The 16,684-nt window shown below is 53.0% G+C and carries 13 protein-coding genes; 9 read left to right on the top strand and 4 right to left on the bottom strand.

Features of this window, described 5'->3' with window-relative positions:
* Nucleotides 1-174 precede the first annotated feature (174 nt).
* Nucleotides 175-903, bottom strand: a complete 729-nt coding sequence (locus E5161_RS16050; protein WP_136778858.1) for a hypothetical protein — start codon at nucleotides 901-903, stop codon at nucleotides 175-177.
* 181 nt (nucleotides 904-1,084) lie between these two features.
* Between E5161_RS16050 and E5161_RS16045 the strand changes: the two genes are divergently transcribed.
* Both E5161_RS16045 and E5161_RS16040 read left to right on the top strand, forming a co-directional pair.
* Complete coding sequence (locus E5161_RS16045) at nucleotides 1,085-1,348, top strand: AbrB/MazE/SpoVT family DNA-binding domain-containing protein (RefSeq protein ID WP_136778857.1); 264 nt, start codon at nucleotides 1,085-1,087, stop codon at nucleotides 1,346-1,348.
* A 1-nt stretch (nucleotide 1,349) separates the two neighbouring features.
* Nucleotides 1,350-1,751 carry a type II toxin-antitoxin system death-on-curing family toxin gene (locus E5161_RS16040; RefSeq protein ID WP_136778856.1) on the top strand — a complete coding sequence of 134 codons (402 nt, stop codon included), beginning with the start codon at nucleotides 1,350-1,352 and terminating at the stop codon, nucleotides 1,749-1,751.
* Between the two features lie 188 nt (nucleotides 1,752-1,939).
* Here the strand turns inward: E5161_RS16040 and E5161_RS16035 are convergent, their stop codons facing one another.
* Complete coding sequence (locus E5161_RS16035) at nucleotides 1,940-2,407, bottom strand: SRPBCC family protein (protein ID WP_136779058.1); 468 nt, start codon at nucleotides 2,405-2,407, stop codon at nucleotides 1,940-1,942.
* A gap of 267 nt (nucleotides 2,408-2,674) precedes the next feature.
* On the opposite strand from E5161_RS16035, the gene E5161_RS16030 reads away from it, so the two are divergent.
* The 6 genes from E5161_RS16030 to E5161_RS16005 all read left to right on the top strand — a co-directional run bounded on the left by E5161_RS16030 (nucleotide 2,675) and on the right by E5161_RS16005 (nucleotide 8,919).
* A complete protein-coding gene (locus E5161_RS16030; RefSeq protein WP_425456534.1) occupies nucleotides 2,675-3,871 on the top strand; it encodes a branched-chain amino acid ABC transporter substrate-binding protein in 1,197 nt (398 codons plus the stop codon).
* Nucleotides 3,872-3,975: 104 nt separating this feature from the next.
* Complete coding sequence (locus E5161_RS16025) at nucleotides 3,976-4,959, top strand: branched-chain amino acid ABC transporter permease (protein WP_136778854.1); 984 nt, start codon at nucleotides 3,976-3,978, stop codon at nucleotides 4,957-4,959.
* Nucleotides 4,960-4,969: 10 nt separating this feature from the next.
* On the top strand, nucleotides 4,970-6,262 hold the full coding sequence (locus E5161_RS16020) for a branched-chain amino acid ABC transporter permease (protein WP_136778853.1): 1,293 nt from the start codon (nucleotides 4,970-4,972) through the stop codon (nucleotides 6,260-6,262).
* Nucleotides 6,259-7,044, top strand: coding sequence for an ABC transporter ATP-binding protein (locus E5161_RS16015; RefSeq protein WP_136778852.1), 786 nt, complete (start codon nucleotides 6,259-6,261; stop codon nucleotides 7,042-7,044). The genes E5161_RS16020 and E5161_RS16015 overlap by 4 nt, the downstream gene beginning before the upstream one ends.
* Nucleotides 7,041-7,745 carry an ABC transporter ATP-binding protein gene (locus E5161_RS16010; RefSeq protein ID WP_136778851.1) on the top strand — a complete coding sequence of 235 codons (705 nt, stop codon included), beginning with the start codon at nucleotides 7,041-7,043 and terminating at the stop codon, nucleotides 7,743-7,745. Before E5161_RS16015 ends, E5161_RS16010 begins: the two co-directional genes overlap by 4 nt.
* A gap of 58 nt (nucleotides 7,746-7,803) precedes the next feature.
* Complete coding sequence (locus tag E5161_RS16005) at nucleotides 7,804-8,919, top strand: threonine aldolase family protein (protein ID WP_136778850.1); 1,116 nt, start codon at nucleotides 7,804-7,806, stop codon at nucleotides 8,917-8,919.
* A 45-nt stretch (nucleotides 8,920-8,964) separates the two neighbouring features.
* Here E5161_RS16005 and E5161_RS16000 read toward each other — a convergent pair whose 3' ends face one another.
* Nucleotides 8,965-9,810: a molybdopterin-dependent oxidoreductase gene (locus E5161_RS16000; protein WP_281279889.1), complete on the bottom strand. Its 846-nt coding sequence runs from the start codon at nucleotides 9,808-9,810 to the stop codon at nucleotides 8,965-8,967.
* Nucleotides 9,811-10,046: 236 nt separating this feature from the next.
* On the opposite strand from E5161_RS16000, the gene E5161_RS15990 reads away from it, so the two are divergent.
* Nucleotides 10,047-11,396 carry an MFS transporter gene (locus E5161_RS15990; RefSeq protein ID WP_136778848.1) on the top strand — a complete coding sequence of 450 codons (1,350 nt, stop codon included), beginning with the start codon at nucleotides 10,047-10,049 and terminating at the stop codon, nucleotides 11,394-11,396.
* Nucleotides 11,397-11,463: 67 nt separating this feature from the next.
* On the opposite strand, the gene E5161_RS21185 is transcribed toward E5161_RS15990, so the two are convergent.
* Complete coding sequence (locus E5161_RS21185) at nucleotides 11,464-16,641, bottom strand: glycoside hydrolase family 3 N-terminal domain-containing protein (RefSeq protein ID WP_136778847.1); 5,178 nt, start codon at nucleotides 16,639-16,641, stop codon at nucleotides 11,464-11,466.
* Nucleotides 16,642-16,684: the final 43 nt, after the last annotated feature.

Below are 16,684 nucleotides of genomic sequence, written 5' to 3'. Positions count from 1 at the left end.
CCGTTCGCACGAAAGCTTTCTTCCCGTTCGATCCGTTCGAACGATTTGAATCCCCCTTTTTCGAGCGATTCGAGGGATTTTTTCCATTCTTCTTCTAAAATTCTATCTTATTTGCACAATCCCAATAGAGAATCCAACACAAAATTGAGCAGTGACGCTATCTCCCTGCTCTTTTTATTTTGCAAGCCTGATCCGCCAATCCGCCAATTCGATGAATTTCATCAAATACTCGGTCAGGACGGACAAATCCGCCTCCAGGTATTCTTTCCAATAGCTTTCGACCTGCCAGCCGCGAACCCGCAGTTCTTGTTCCGTCATCCTATAATCCTTGTATTCCTGATAGCTGCATCTTTTCTCCACAATTTCGTCTCCGGGAAATTGAAACGCGATCAGCTTCTCGAACTTGGCCGGATAAATATACAGACAGTGAGGAACACGCTTCCCCGGAATCGGAAACCCGACCTTCAGGTCGCTGAAATCGTAGTTGCATATCGGTCCCCACAGTTCTTGCAGGAACAGTCTCAATTCTTCAAAGTGTTTCTTGGCCGTGCTCGTGCGAAGCTTGCTCTCGATCCAGCGAATCACATTCGGATGAGTATGCTCCAAGCTTGTCTGCGGTTTCTTTCGTTCGGGCAAACGAAGCCAGTCGAATTCAAAATCCAGCGCGCCGTCCGTCAAGGATACGAGTTCTCCCGATTGATCGAATATAATAGTCGCACTAGTAATCGAATTTTTATAAACAAACCGCTCGTTCTCGTTGCCCATGAACATCAAATAACCGATCATGCAATCCGCCTGCTCCCGGTGATGGCGGTCAAGATAGTCTTGAAGCGGAGCAAAAGCCCCCTTCAGCCATTCTTGTGACGGATTGCCCTTCTTCGGAAGTGAAACTTTCGGATACATAGCCCATCCTCCTCTTGGATCTGTTGAAAATAAAAAACACCGTAACTGCAGGAATTCCTCCTGCAGTTACGGTGCTTCCGTAAATACATCATTCGATTGAGCAAAGTATACCATGTTATTCCTAACTTTTACAGTGTATAATTGTTATAACGATTGAATAGTATAATAAGGAGGGAATTTCGTGACCGAGGTGATGAAAATGGAACGCAAGGTTGCCAAGTTCGGCAATAGTCTGGGCATTACGATGACGGAAGCTTTAAAGCAAATCGGCCTTGATTCAGGAGATACTGTGGTTGTAGATGTCCGCAGCAACAGCGATGAAATCGTAATCCGTAAAGCCAACAAGGTCACTCTGCCGCCCGGGATAAGCGCCGACTTTTTAAAAACGTTGTCAGACGTCATGGTTCAGTACGATGAAACTTTAAAAGGCTTGAAGGATCGTTAAAATGCCAGATGTTCGTTATCTCCAGGCGCAAGAAGTTATCGGCATTAATGTCGCTGTGATTCAGAAATATAGTCCGGGTGAGCAAGTCGGCGTAAAAGACGACAATATGCTTCAATCCGCCGTTATGCGCCCCCAGTCCTCGGCTTTCAGCAAAGACGCTTACCTTTCCGTTTTTGAAAAGGCTGCCGCACTATTTGAATCGTTAGGCCAAAACCATCCTTTTCATAACGCCAACAAAAGAACCGCTTTTACCGCACTCGTCATTTTCCTGCGATATAACGGTTTTTCTTTTGAAATGGAACCGAAAGCCGCTGAAAATTTTACTGTGGACATGGTCAATCATGCGTTTGCCTTTGAAGAACTCACCTCCCTAATCAAGGAAAGTTGTAGAAAAAACCACTGACTCATGCGGTCAGTGGTGGCTGCCAGCTCATTTTTTGCTGGCTACATTGTGTATCCCCCTTAAGGTGTGATAATCTGATTATGCGAACTTTTGCAACCGCATACAATGAAGTCCCCTTCCACCTATCGGCGCATCCCAGCCACGAACCTTCCTAAAGTTAAGACCTCAAATTTAAGCCGGCATTATCTTTAATATTTCACATTCGCATCCGGAGCTTTGTCCGCGACAAGATTCAATGAGATATTATGTTCCAGAAGCGCCTTCAGCCCGCAAAGCACCATCGTATAACCTCCCATAGAGTCAATGGCTTGGTTTACAATATCGTCTCCGCTTCCCGAAAATCCTGAAATGACAATGGTGACCATGGTGCCCGTATTTTCCCGGGGACTGAAGATCCACTCGACGCTAGTGCCGTCCGACAATTTGATCTGAATCCGCTCGTTGGGCTCGACAGCTTCAACATTAATGTCATCTCCGACGCCGTACATCTCCCAATCCCATCGAACGCGTTTTCCCGCTTCCAATCTTCCGCTGCTCTTGGTAAACCAGAATTTCGTCGTTACAGCCGGATCGACGAATGCTTCAAAAACCTCTTCCACCGGTTTGCGAATCAACATCTCGGCCTTAACCACAGGTATTTCGTTCAGCGTGATCATCGTTTTGCTCCTCTCCGTGTTCAGATAAAGATCCATTTCCAATGCTGCTTCCCAACCTCATTAGTCTTCTCTTTCTTTCATTCTATCAAACCAACAAATGACGTTGTATAAAAGCCGCCAAAAAAAGCTCGAGCAGGCGGATTCACGCATAAAGCGCGGCTGTTGAACGGAAAGGAGTGGTGGCGGTACACCGGATCGGCTTACATATTTATGAATGGATGAGATGTGAACGTAAAACACACTAGTCTATGGAGGATGGATATGAGCATGAAAAAAAGTTTCGTTGCGCTTCTTATCTTTGTGTTAGCGGGCAGCTTGCTCGCAGCATGTGGTAAAAAATCCAACTCCGAGGCGTCGTCCGGAGGCGGCGGCTCCAATAAAACCGTGATCAAGATCGCAACACAATCGCCGCTGTCCGGCGGAAGCGCGGTTCAAGGCGAAGCTATCAAGCTTGGGGCCCAATTGTCGCTCGACGACCATAAAGACGAGTTTGCCAAACTGGGCTTCGATATTCAGCTGGCGCCATATGACGACCAAGCGGATCCCAAAAAAGGGGTAGCCAACGCCGAATTGGTCGCCGCCGACAAGCAGATCCTGGCTGTGGTCGGGCATATGAACTCAGGCGTCGCCATCCCTTCCTCCGTCGTTTACGAGAAATACAATATCCCCATGGTGTCACCCTCCAATACGGCAACGCAAGTGACCGACCGCAAGCTCAAGGTCGTGAACCGGATCGTCGCCCGCGACGATTTCCAAGGTCCCGCCGCCGCCCAGTATGCGGTGCAAACGGCAGGCGCCAAGAATATATTTGTCATTCAGGACAAGACCGCATACGGCCAAGGCTTGGCGGAGGCGTTTAAGACCGAGGCCGAGAAGCAGGGCGCCAAGATCGCCGGCTATGAATCCATTACGATCGGCGAAAAAGACTTCAACGGCATCCTGAACCAAGCGCTCACCAAAAAGCCGGATTTCATCTTCTTCGGCGGCTTATATGCGGAAGCCGGCCTGCTGGTAAAACAAGCGAAGGAAAAGGGACTTGACGTTCCTTTCATGGGCGCTGACGGCATCGACACGCAAGGGATCGTGGACGTCGCCGGAGACAAAGTAACGGGCGTTCTCTATACTTCCATCTCGACGGATATTACGAAAACCGCAGATGGCAAAGCATGGGCCGACAAGTATAAACAAAAATTCGGTAAAAACGTCGACGGATATTCGGCCTATGCCTATGACTGCATGAGCGTCATTCTGGAGGCACTGAAAAAAGCGATCAACGACAACGGAGGCAAGCTGCCTTCCCGCGAACAGGTTCGCGATGCGGTCCGGGCCACCAAAGATTTTCAAGGCGTCGCCACGAAAGTCACCTTCGACGACAAAGGCGACAACGACTACGCCAAAGTGTTCATTTACAAGTTTGAAAAGGCTGCTTACCCGGGTTCGATGATCTCCGATATCAGCAAGTAAAGAGCCGTGACCGGCAATCCCCGATCTTCCAAATTGCAAAAGAGGTAAGTGCGGACCGCTCTGCCTCTTTTGCCATTTTTATAATCAAATAAAGGAGCAATTCCATGGTCTCCAGCATTCTTCACTCCCTGCCTCAAGTTTTGGTCGACGGACTCACCCTGGGCGCCGTTTACGCCGTCGTCGCCTTGGGCTATACCATGGTCTACGGAATCCTTGAGCTCATTAATTTTGCGCACGGCGAAATATTCATGACCGGCGCCTACGTGGGCACCGCTGTGCTGTTCGGTTTTCATGCCTTGGGCTGGTTCGAAGGCGCGGGGTGGATCGCCTATATGCTGATTCTAGCGGCGGCGATGCTGTTTACAGGGCTGCTGGGCGTAGGCATCGAACGCGTCGCTTACCGGCCTTTAAGGAAAGCCCCCAAGCTCATCTCCCTCATCTCCGCCATCGGAGTTTCTTTTCTTCTCCAAGATTTCGTGCGTTTCATTGCCGAACTGAGGACCGGAAACTATATCGTGACGGGCATTACGCTCTACAACGACAATCACAAAATCGCGACCTCTTCGGTGTCGGGCGTGTTTGGTGACGCATTTTTGAAAACGAATACGATCATCGTGTTCATCGTCGCCGTGCTCATGATGGTCGGTTTGGATATGTTCTCGAAGCGAAGCAAATGGGGAGTCGCCATGCGCGCGGTGGCGCAGGACCGCGAAACCGCCTCGCTGATGTCCATCAACGTGAACAAAGTGATCGCGTTAACCTTTTTTATCGGTTCGGCGCTGGGCGGCGCCACCGGGGTACTCTTCGCGCAGCAATATGCCACGATCGATCCTTTCATCGGCTATATTCTCGGCTTGAAAGCTTTCACCGCCGCCGTGCTCGGCGGGATCGGCAATATCCGCGGCGCAATGTTCGGCGGACTGCTCATCGGTTTGTTGGAAATGTTCGCCGCCGCCAATTTGGGATTGATCACCCACGGCAATTTTGGAGCCGAGTATAAAGACGTCTTCACGTTCCTCATTTTGATTCTGGTTCTGATCTTCAAACCGCAAGGGCTCCTCGGCAAAGCCGTCAAAGAGAAAGTGTAGGTGAGCGCACATGAAAAAATGGATGGAGCACGTAAAGTCGAGTCTATGGGCGCAAGCTTCGTTGTACACGCTGTTTGTGCTCGCCACCTCACTAAGCGTCTATCTCATGGATAAATCGGCGATCGCCTTTTTGCTGCTGCTCGCCTCTCTGCTGCTGCTGTATTACACATCTTTTCCGGTCAAGCTGAAGTGGGCGGCAGCCGGCCTCCTCCTCGTTATTGTGATTCCGTTCGCCACCTCAGGCGGCCCCTCCCACGAATCGTATATGGAAGTCGCCACGCAATGCGGCATCTATATCGCTATGGCGCTCGGTCTCAACATCGTCGTCGGATTCGCCGGACTGCTGGATTTGGGATTCGTCGCTTTTTTCGCCATCGGAGCGTACACCTACGCCATTTTTGCCACCCCCCAGGCGAATAACTTTATTTCCGGTCATCTTTTTCCCGTTTCCGGGTCCACGTTCTGGTTGTTCATCTTCATCGGCGGGTTTATCGCCGCGTTGTTCGGCATCCTGCTCGGGCTGCCCGTGCTACGGGTAAAAGGGGATTATTTGGCCATCGTGACGCTCGGTTTCGGCGAAATTATCCGAATTATTTTCAACAACCTGGAGAAGCCCGTGAACATCACGAACGGAGCCATGGGTCTCTCTTCGATCAAACCGCCCGATCTATTCGGAATGGATTTTATATTCCCGCATCAAATCTACTTTATCGTGCTCGCGATCTTGCTTCTTGTCCTTTTCGGCGTACGCAGATTGGAGCATTCCCGCTTGGGGCGCTCCTGGAAAGCGATTCGCGATAATGAAATCGCGGCTCAGGCCATGGGCGTGCCCTTGACGCTTACTAAGCTGTCCGCTTTTGCCGTCGGCGCTTCCTTCTCCGGGATGATGGGCGTCGTCTTCGCCGCCAAACAAACCTATGTCGATCCGACCAGCTTTACGCTGCTGGAATCCATTACGATTCTGGCCATGGTTATATTGGGCGGTATGGGCAGCGTTCCCGGCGTCATTCTCGGAGCCTCTCTCGTCACTCTCCTCAATATCCAAGTATTGACGGATGTGACACAATGGCTGAACGAATTGACCGCACAAGGCGTTATTAACGTCCCGAGTGCATTGTCTCCCGCGAAAATGCAGCGTTTCATCTTTGGCGCCATTTTGGTGTTGATTGCAGTATTCCGACCTTATGGCTTGATTGCGTCCAGAAATCGGAAAGAAGACGTCGAAAAACTGAAGGAGCGCCGTTCTTCTGCGGCCATATCCGTCAATAGCACGAACGGTCCGAGCGGAGGGGTGACCCCATGACGGTTTTGAAGGTGACGAGATTGACGAAACGGTTCGGCGGATTGGTATGTCTGAGCAAGGTGGATTTTGCGTTTGAGAGAGGGAAAATTTCGGCTGTCATCGGTCCCAACGGTGCCGGGAAAACGACGGTTTTCAATGTGATAACCGGAATTTACAAGCCGGATGAAGGCGAGATTGATCTGGACGGCAAATCGATCGTGAATTTGAAGCCCGATCAAATTACGAGGCGGGGAATCGCCCGGACTTTTCAGAATATTCGGCTGTTCGGGAGCATGACCGTTTTGGAAAACGTGTTGGTCGGGATGCACCTTCATTTGAAAGCGGGTTTGTTCGGCACCTTGCTGTCACTGCCCCGGATTCGCCGGGAAGAAGAGAAAGCGAAGGAAGAAGCCTACCGGCTGCTTGTTTATGTCGGCTTGGAGGCCTTGTTGAACGAGCAGGCAGACAGCCTCCCCTATGGCGCCCAACGACGGTTAGAACTGGCCAGGGCGCTGGCGACGAAGCCGAGAGTGTTGCTGCTTGACGAGCCGGCGGCGGGGATGAATCCTCGCGAAACGGCAGAGCTCATCCGACTGATCAAGCGAATACAGCAGGATTTGGACATGACGGTGATTCTCATCGAACATGACATGAAATTGGTCATGGATCTGTCGGAACATATCATCGTGCTCGATCACGGTATGAAGATCGCGGAAGGCTCTCCCGCCGATATCCGTTCGAATCCCAAAGTGATTGAAGCTTATTTAGGCAAAAGCGCTGTCGGACAAGAGGTGGTCTCATGAGCTTGCTGCAGCTTCGCGGGTTGCATGCTTACTACGGTGGAATCGAAGCGTTGAAGGGAATCTCCCTTACGGTTAATGAAGGAGAGATTGTCACGTTGATCGGTTCGAACGGCGCCGGGAAATCCACAACGCTCAAATCGATCTGCGGCCAGGTCAAAATTCAAGGCTCGGTTGTATTCAACGGGAAAGATATTTCGGCCCGTCCCCCGCATCTGACCGCGTTGGAAGGCATCGCCCATGTGCCGGAAGGACGGCGGATCTTCCCCAGGCTCACCGTCAAGGAAAATCTGGAGATGGGCGCATTCTCGGTCAAAGACAAAAAGGTGATCCGGGAACGAACAGAACGGGCTTTTGCCTACTTTCCCCGACTGAAGGAACGCTATCATCAGCAGGGCGGGACGATGAGCGGCGGTGAGCAGCAAATGCTGGCCATTGGCCGCGCCTTGATGATGCAGCCCAAAATCCTTCTTCTGGACGAACCGTCCATGGGTCTGGCTCCCGTCCTCGTCGAGCTCATTTTTGAAATCATTCAGGAGCTGAACCGCGGCGGAATGACCATTCTGCTCGTCGAGCAGAACGCCTATCAAGCGCTCCAGATCGCGCATCGGGGCTATGTGATCCAAACCGGCGAAATTCTCATGGAAGACGAGGCCCAATCGCTGCTCAGCAACGAGCAAGTCAAGGAGGCCTATCTGGCTTAGAGACGCCGGAAGCGGTATACTTTACATATTTTCGTGTCCGGAATGGGAGAGGATCAGCATGGATGACAACAAGACGCTTATGGAAGCTTTTAAACAAGCACCGTATCCTTTAGGCGGACACGGGAAGCGAAACATTCAAATATTGAAAGAAGCGTTTCGCGAAATCGATGGCAGCCTGCCAAGCGATATGTATGGCAAAGGAGAAATCATCGAAGACTTTCAGGCGCGAATGGCGGATGTGCTAGGCAAAGAGGCGGCCGTCTTTTTCCCGAGCGGGACGATGGCCCAACAAATTGCGCTGCGCATCTGGTGCGATGCCAATGGGCTGCCGCGCGTCGCCTATCATCCTTTGTGCCATTTGGAAATTCATGAAGAAGACGGCCTCAAAAAATTGCATCGAATCGAGCCGGTTCTGCTGGCCGACAAGCATCGGTTGATCACGCTGGAAGATGTCATGAGGCTGCAGGAGGACATTTCCTGTCTCTTGCTGGAATTGCCTCAGCGGGAAATTGGCGGGCAGTTGCCGGCCTACGAAGAGCTGGAAGCGATCTCGGCCTGGTGCCGGGACAAGGGGATCAAGCTGCATCTGGACGGGGCGAGGCTGTTTGAAATTTTGCCGTATTACCGGAAGTCCGCTGCAGAAATCTGCCGGTTGTTCGATTCGGTATATATCTCCTTCTATAAAGGGATCGGCGGCATAGCTGGGGCGATTCTGGCCGGGGACGAGCCGTTCGTGCAGGAAGCGAAGGTATGGAAAAGACGTCACGGCGGCGATTTGATCAGCTTGTATCCTTACATCGTGAGCTCGGATTATTATTTTCAGCAAAGAATCGATAAGATGGACCCATACTATCGCGACGCGAAACAACTGGCCGGTTTGTTCAATCAATGCAATGGCGTTGCCACCCTGCCTGAGGTGCCCGTGTCCAATATGTTTCACGTTCATTTCCAGCTTCCGAAAGAGACGGTGGAACCTTTGCTCATCGGCGTTTATGAGTCAACGGGAATCGGCTTCACCTCCTATTTGCGGGATAACGATGCAGCGGGCTGCTTCTTTGAACTCAGTCTGGGTGACGCCTATGCCGATGTACCCGAGGATCGGATGAAGCTGGCCCTGCGAATGTTGAGCGACAAACTGAAAGAAAGTGCAATGGAAAAATCCACAACCTCATGAGGTTGTGGATTTTCGTGTTAAAGCGATCGCGGAATCATTTCTACTCTATACAACTACTTTCACTCGGTCCGCCGCATGATAACCGTAACCTTTTCGATTCCAATAGGCTTCCAGAGGCTGAGCTCTGCCATAGATATCTGAGGATCTTGAGAGTATCGTGAACTCCCCGGATTGATTGATCTCCCATTCATAACTCCAGTGCACCCAAGAAGGCGGCTCGAAAGAAGTTCTTCCGATCGTTGCCGCAACCCATGTATTCCCCTCATCCAAACTGAGCTCCACCCGGCTGATTTGTCCCAAGCCTGTCCAAGCAATCCCCTGAATGGCATGCTTGCCCTTCCTCAGAACAGACCGGTCAAGCGGCTGCAGAATCGAGGAATTTACATTCAGAATCGTCACCGGATATTTTACTTGTTCGTTCTCATTATCCGGATAGTACTGGTAATCCACGCTCTGAAAAGGACCCTGAAACAGGGCATCGACCGCAACAATTCTTCTTACCCACTTCACCGACGCCATGGCGTACCAATGCGGAACGATGAGTCTAAAAGGAAATCCGTGCCTCCACGTTAAGGGCTGTCCATTATATTCGTAGGCCAGGAGGGTATCGGGATGCATCGCTTTCGTTATCGGAAGGCTGCGTGCATAAGGGAATATTCCCGGCATATCCTCACGGCTTCCGGCATCCCAGCCTTCCACGATGACTTCCTGAGCCGACGGCTTCAAATCCGCTAATCGAAGCAAATGAGATAGAGATACTCCCTTCCAGAATCCTTGTGCTATAGCGCCTCTTTCCCACTGTTCACCGAATGTTTTCGGCTCGAAAAATGAACGTTTATTGCCCGCACATTCCAACACGACCGGAACGGTTCTGGATGGCAGGGAACGGATAAAGTCATGGGAAATGTTGCTCTAACGTATGTGGGGATATGCTCCTTCATTACATAAGCAGCTGTTTCTCGAAGCATAAGTAAGGTGTCTTCCGCATCGGAAACCGGATCGTCCCGACTTCCTCATACCCGGCCCGGCGGTACATCCCAATGGCTCCCGGATTTTCGGCAAATACATCTTTTGTGAAGAGTTATAATGGATAAATAATTGTTACGGAATATTGGGAGAGTTCACACATGCGCGCTATACGAAAAGAAACGCTATTGATCGCAGCCGTCGCACTCGGCACGCTGCTCAACCCACTGAACACCACCATGATTTCGGTCGCTTTGACACGCCTGCAAGAGGACTTCCATCTCACGTTCGCGGACGTATCCTGGCTGATTTCCACCTACTATCTGGCGAGCGCGATCGCCCAGCCTGTCATGGGTAAGCTCAGCGATTTGTTCGGACGCAAAAGAGTGTTCATGCTCGGCTTGTTTTTGGTCACCCTATCTTCATGCCTGGCTCCCCTGTCACCCGGATTCGGATGGCTGATCGGCTTCCGAATCATTCAAGCGGTCGGCTCTTCCTCCCTGTATCCGGCCGGCATGGGCATGATCCGCAGCCAAATCACAACCAATCAGGCGAGGGCTCTCGGCATTCTCTCCGTGTTCTCCGGAACTTCAGCCGCTTTGGGGCCGTCTTTGGGCGGGTTTCTCGTGCATTACGGGGATTGGCCGCTTATTTTCCTGTTCAATTTTCCGTTTATTCTCGCTTCCTTCGTGCTCGCCTGGAGACTGTTCCCCAAGGATGCCGCGCGCGGCGGCCCGAAGCCCGAAATGGACTGGTGGGGAGTTTTGTTCTTCTCGGTTATGATCTTTATGTGGCTGCTGTTCTTCTTGTCTTTCGAAAATGGAATCCAGTGGTGGATGATGGCGGTCAGCATCGTACTGACCTTCGGGTTTTACCGTTTCGAGCTTCGTAAAAGCAAACCTTTCATCGATATGACATTCCTGCGGAAAAATCGGAATGTTAGACTCATCTACTCGGGCTTTATTTTGATCAACATCGTGTTTTATTCCATTATCTTCGGCATCCCGTCCTACCTGATGCGAGTCCAGCATATGGATACGCAGCAAGCCGGCATCATCATGCTCTCGGTGGCGGGATTTGGAGTACTGACGACACCTCTGGTCAGCCGTTGGATTGACAGGAGCGGTTCCAAACCGGCTCTCTTGCTCGGCGCTTCGGCATTCGTGGCCGGCACACTGCTGCTTCTGTTCATTCAAGACGGCATGAATCCCTTTGTGCTGTTTGCCATTCTTTCGGTACTCGGCATCAGCAACGGGGTCAGCAATCTCGGCTCGCAAACCGCGCTGTACGATTATGTCTCCAAAGAAGAGACAGGCATCGCTTCCGGCATGTTCATGACGTCCAGATTTATGGGGACGATTCTCTCCTCCAGCCTGCTGGCAGCCCTGTTCGGCAAAAACATCACGACGGAGCATCTGCACAGTATGGCCTGGATTTGCGCGGTGATTAGTGTGGTGCTGGTTCTGCTTGTGGCGGCCTTGCCGCGGGCGGGTCGGGAAAATGCAGTGTGATCGTTTAACGGTTAAAAGAAAGGTGCAGCCCCGCTGGGGTCTGCACCTTTTGTCGTTCACGTTCCGATTACCGCTTGGAATTATCCGTCGAGTAGTAAATTTCATTGTTGGAATAGAGGACGACGAAGCTGTTCTCCATTCCTTCTTTGACCGAAATCGCACGAATGACGGAACCGCTCTTCACGTTGATTGGCCCTGAATAGATAGGGCTCTCCTTGGTCGGCAGCGAGCCGTCTGTCGTGTAATGGATGACGGCTCCTTCGGTGTTGGTCGACAGCTTGATCGCATGCGGTTTGCCTTGATGCCCGCGGTCGCCGTCTATGACAGGCGCTGCGGCTCGTCCGCCTGGTGCGGATCCGGGAACCGTTTTCTCCAGCTGGATCCAATCCAAGTTGGCGCCGTCACCGAGAATCGTGAGCCGAATCGTCTGCACGCCGCCGTTCAACTTCACGGTATCCGTGACTTGGGAATAGGTTCCCCAGCCGCCCGTGCTCGGCAGTGCGGTCACCGCTTTCGTTTGCCCGCCGGACACCAGAGACATGGAGACTCCGCCTTGTGTCGTCGAATAGCGGTATTTTACCACATAGTATCCGTCCTCAGGGACCGTGATCAAATAATCCAGATAAGTGCCCGCCACGGTGTAACCCAGGTTGACGACGCCTCCCTCATACTGGATCACATTTTGGCCGCCCTGGGTAAAGCTTTCCGCCTCGATCTTCAAGATCCCGTCCACTCCGGCCGTTTGCGGCACCACCTCTTCGACGGCGATCTCCTGCAAGTCGAACGACCCGACACTGCCGACGATTCGAAGCGTCTGGACTCCCGCTTTCAGATCAACGGCCGTCCTAGCCCCTATCCAGGCGGTCGATCCGAATAGAGAAGGGATGGTGACTGTAACCGCCGACACGCCTTCCGGGGAAATCCGGAAGCTGCTTCCGTTCGGCGATTTCGCTTTCACCGTGAAAGCATATTTGCCGTCCTTCGGTACGTTGATTTTGTAATCCGCCCAATCTCCCGGACCGAAGCCGGAGATGCTTCCCGCTCCAGCCGACACACCCGACAGCTGATAGTAATCGTCAGCGGTAATCGTGCCCGGAAGCGGCTTGGGCTCCGTCTTGTAGACGGTTCCTTGCAAGTTCACATTCACCGACAACGTCTCGCCTCCGGTCGAATCCGTATAAGCCGAAGGCGGAACGTTGAGGGTCAGCTTCGAGTTGCCATAGTATGGCGTCTTATTCCAACCCAACGTAACCGTAACTTCATCCGGTTTCCCATAGGTCACGCCGGTCACGGTAACTCCCATAGCCGCCGCTTCCCCTGAAACCGTGATCCCGCTCAATTGGTCCTCAACGAAAGTGCCTCCAGCAAGCTTGAGCAGAATTGATTTGCCGTCCACATCGTAATCCAGAGATTCCGGATCTGCGGTCAGCACCGGCGTTTGGCCAGGTTCGGAGTTATCTCCGTTTCGGTTCCACCGATACGTAGCAACCGATTTGGCCGGCAGCTTGGCGGCAATTTGCGTTCCTTCGCTTACCAGCTTGAATGTCTGTTCCGAGTTCGTCTGATTAATCACGACCGTAACGATCGTTTTCTGATCGGGACTCAGGAACGAAACGTTGGTCACGTTGTCCTTGGAGCCGTAATCGCTGTCGATCCGGACATACCCCGGCTCCACGAATTTCGAGAAGTTGCCCAAAAAGTAATATTCAGAAGTCATCCAATAATGGTTGCGGTCGGACGAATCCTGGACGAGCAGCGTCGGATCCGGCGTGCCGACCCACTGATGCGAGGCGATGTCGCTGTCGAGCATGGCGACCCAAGAATTGTAGCTTCTAGCCCAGTTACGGAAATATTGGGCGATCCGGTCGGCTCCTTCCGTTCCCCATACCGCGCGTTCCGTCAAATACACGTTTTTGTCGGGGTACATATCGTGCAATTGGGTCATCATCGCAAGGTCTCCGCCATAATCGTGGAAGGCGGTTCCGTCCACGGCGTCCCGGTTCTCCGGCACGGCGAGGAGCGGAGCAGGATAGCTCATCGTATCACTCGGGTTATGGTCGAAGATCCACAGCTTCACGTCCAAGCCCGCAGCCGCCAGCTTCGCCTTCAGAAGCTTGGCCAGTTCGGCTTCCTGCTGCCACGGAATTTTCGTGCTGGGATAATCGATCTCTAGAAGCGGCTCGTTCTGCAGCGTCATCGCTTCGATGTCGATTCCTTGGGCTTTATAAGCCTGGATGAATTTGACGTAATAGTCGGCCAACACCGGCAAATATTCGTCCTTCACCTGGCCGCGGATCATGCTGTCCGTCGTCTTCATCCAGCCCGGAGGACTCCAAGGCGATGCGAAAAACTGAATGTCCGGATTGATCGCCTTCATTTTCTTCAAAGCGCCGACGATGCCGAAATCGATATCCTTTTGAATCGAAAAATGCTCCAGCGTCGGATCGGTCTGTCCAGGCGGCATGTCGTCATACGTATAGAACTTCTGTGCCGTGAAATCGGCCGTTCCGATCGTGACGCGGACCAGGCTCATGCCGATGCCTTCCGTTTTGCTTGCCATTTTCCTGAGCCATTCATCCTGCTTGTCCGGCGACATCTTGACCAGATTATAGACCGTGGACTCTTCCATCGACGTCCCGAAGCCCAGCACCGACTGATATTCCTTGCGCGGATTGATTTTGATCATCGTGGCGCCGGGATCGTTGCCTACGGCCGTAATATCCAGATTGGCCTGTTGTTCCAGCTTCTTGTCGCCTTCTTGCCAGCGGGGTCCGTAGTACCACTTCTTGCTCTTCGAATCGCGTTCCGTGGTCACCCAGCTTTCAACGGCGCCGGCCGCCAAGACCGGCTGTTCAGCAATCGCTCCGCCTCCTCCGCCCGGCAATGCTGCAGGGGAGAAGCCGGCGGAACCGAACCAGTTGAGGTTGATGCCCCCCGCTTTGAACACCAGTTTGATTTTCTGCACTCCCTGCGTCAGCGGGACGTTTTTCACCGTGGTCGTTTGCCAATTTTGCCAACCTCCGGTTTTATTCACCGACAGCTCCCCGATTTTAGCTCCGGAAGCGTTAAAGATATCGACGCCTGTATTGTCGCCTTCGCCGGCGTGACGGAAATCGATATCGAACGAACCGGAAACGGGGACGTTAATTAAGTACTCCATCCAATCGCCGGGGTCCGTCCAACCGACGTTCTGACCGCCGCCGGCATCCGCCGTATTTTCCGTCTGAATACCCTGTTGGGCGATGAAGTTTTCCGCCTCCACTTTGACGTAGAGAGGTGTCCCCGGCTTCTCCGGAATTGCCGGAAGGGCGGGTGTTTCCTGGTTCTTGGTCAGCCCGTAACCGTAGTCGAACAAAATATATTTCGGATCCAAGTTCCGTTGCCCAGCCTTCGGGATCGTGTAGGCTTCGGTGTACATCGGCCAGCGGACGGGCAGCTTGCCCGTAAAATCATAGCTGCCGAACAGGACGTCGGCCACGCCTTGCCCCTCGGTTCCCGGCAGCCAAGCGGCCACGAGGCCAGCCATATCGCCGAGCTGATCGTTAAGGATCATCGGCCGACCGGAGACGAGCACGACAACCGCCGGAATGCCGGCATCCCGGACGTTCTGCAGTGTTGCCAGATCTTCCTCGTCCAGCTTCAATCCGCCCAGATTATCGCCGTTCCCTTCCGCATACGGCGTCTCGCCGATGACGACGATGGCGGCGTCATGGCCAGCGGCTCCGCGTCCGTGCTTGTTATAGGTGACGGTCTTCGAATCGCCGGCCGCGTTCCGGATCCCCTTCAGAATGGTCGTTCCCGGCGTAATGTTCCCTGAGGCGCCCTGCCAGGTGATCGACCAGCCGCCCGATTGAATGCCGATATTGTCCGCACTTTTGCCGGCCACAAAAATCTTCTTCATATTTTTCAGTTGGGAAAGAATCGGCTGTCCGTTCACTTTGTCGTTCTTCAGCAGCACGAGCGATTCCCGTACCGCTTGGCGGGCAATCGCGCGGTTCGATTCCGAACCGAAGGAAGCCGCCAACCGCTCGTCGGTCAACGGGTGCTCGAACACGCCGGATTCGAATTTGACTCTCAAAATCCGTGTCACCGCGTCGTCGATCCGGGACATCGGGATTTTGCCTTCCTCGGCCAGCTGCTTCAAGTACGTCAGACTGATCTTCCAGTCCTGCGGTTCCATCAGCATATCCATTCCCGCGTTAACCGCGACGGCAATTTGGTTCTTCAACCCGCTTACGGAGTTGCCGTTCCAGTCTTTCGAAATCTGATGGACCCCGTTGTAATCCGAAATGATAAAGCCGGTAAAGCCGAGCTGCCCAGGGCCGTTGCCTTTAAGGGCATCTGTGAGCAGCCGTTTGTTAGCATGCATTTTCAATCCTTGGATGCTGCTGTAAGAAACCATAACGGTTCTGGCACCGGCGTCAATCGCAGCCTTGTACATCGGCAGATCCAGGTCCAGCACCTCTTGCTCCGTCATGCCGGACACGTTGCCCTGGTTAGCTCCGTTGTCGGTCAAGCCCTCTCCGAGAAAGTGCTTCGCCGTGGCCACCACTTTATCGCTGTTCTTCAGTTCTCCGGGCGTCTGGCCCTGCAGCCCTTGTATGTATGCGCTGCCCATTTGTGCCGCGAGAGACTGGTTATCGCCGAAGCCTTCGTAGGAACGGCCCCAACGGACATCCTGCGGATCCGCGATCGTGGGAGCGAACGTCCAATTCGTGCCGGCCGCCTTGATTTCCTTCGCGGCGGCTTCGCCCACTTTCCGGACCAACTCCGGATCGCGTGTTGCGCCGAGCCCGATATTATGCGGGAACAAGGTGGCACCGATGAGGTTGTTGTTCCCGTGAACGCCGTCTACGCCGTACAGGATCGGGATGCCCAGATTCGTGGACAAAGCGGCGCCTTGATAAGCATCGACCAGCTCGGTCCACTTTTCCCGTGTGCTGTCTGCCTGCTTGCCGTTCGGGAAAGATCCTCCCCCGCTCAGAACGGAACCGAGCTTGTACGTATAGACATCCTCCGGTGTAACGGACGCCCTCTCCGCCTGTATCATTTGCCCGACTTTCTCATCCAGCGTCATGCGGGACAGCAGGTCGGCCACACGGGTTTCAACCGTGAGGGAGGTGTCGTAGTAGGGAAGCATTGCGGTTTTCGGAATTGGCGCAGCTGTTGCTGCCGGCATCAATCCCGTCATCGTCGAACAGACAAGTACAACGGCCATGGCGAATGAAATTTTTCGTTTCAACATGCTCCGGATCCTCCTTGTCAACGTAGATTGAAATCGTTTTCAG

The organism is Cohnella pontilimi, assembly GCF_005049045.1.
Lineage (GTDB): Bacteria > Bacillota > Bacilli > Paenibacillales > Paenibacillaceae > Cohnella > Cohnella pontilimi.
Note: the sequence above shows the minus strand (reverse complement) of the source record. Positions and strands in the feature narration are given on the sequence as shown.

Bases quoted from the DNA above. Each gene is read 5' to 3' on its own strand.
- E5161_RS16025 (WP_136778854.1), top strand. From the start codon at position 3,976: ATGGTCTCCAGCATTCTTCACTCCCTGCCTCAAGTTTTGGTCGACGGA.
- E5161_RS16010 (WP_136778851.1), top strand. From the start codon at position 7,041: ATGAGCTTGCTGCAGCTTCGCGGGTTGCATGCTTACTACGGTGGAATC.
- E5161_RS16050 (WP_136778858.1), bottom strand. From the start codon at position 903: ATGTATCCGAAAGTTTCACTTCCGAAGAAGGGCAATCCGTCACAAGAA.
- E5161_RS16020 (WP_136778853.1), top strand. From the start codon at position 4,970: ATGAAAAAATGGATGGAGCACGTAAAGTCGAGTCTATGGGCGCAAGCT.
- E5161_RS16005 (WP_136778850.1), top strand. From the start codon at position 7,804: ATGGATGACAACAAGACGCTTATGGAAGCTTTTAAACAAGCACCGTAT.
- E5161_RS16030 (WP_425456534.1), top strand. From the start codon at position 2,675: ATGAAAAAAAGTTTCGTTGCGCTTCTTATCTTTGTGTTAGCGGGCAGC.
- E5161_RS15990 (WP_136778848.1), top strand. From the start codon at position 10,047: ATGCGCGCTATACGAAAAGAAACGCTATTGATCGCAGCCGTCGCACTC.
- E5161_RS16015 (WP_136778852.1), top strand. From the start codon at position 6,259: ATGACGGTTTTGAAGGTGACGAGATTGACGAAACGGTTCGGCGGATTG.
- E5161_RS21185 (WP_136778847.1), bottom strand. From the start codon at position 16,641: ATGTTGAAACGAAAAATTTCATTCGCCATGGCCGTTGTACTTGTCTGT.
- E5161_RS16040 (WP_136778856.1), top strand. From the start codon at position 1,350: ATGCCAGATGTTCGTTATCTCCAGGCGCAAGAAGTTATCGGCATTAAT.
- E5161_RS16035 (WP_136779058.1), bottom strand. From the start codon at position 2,407: ATGATCACGCTGAACGAAATACCTGTGGTTAAGGCCGAGATGTTGATT.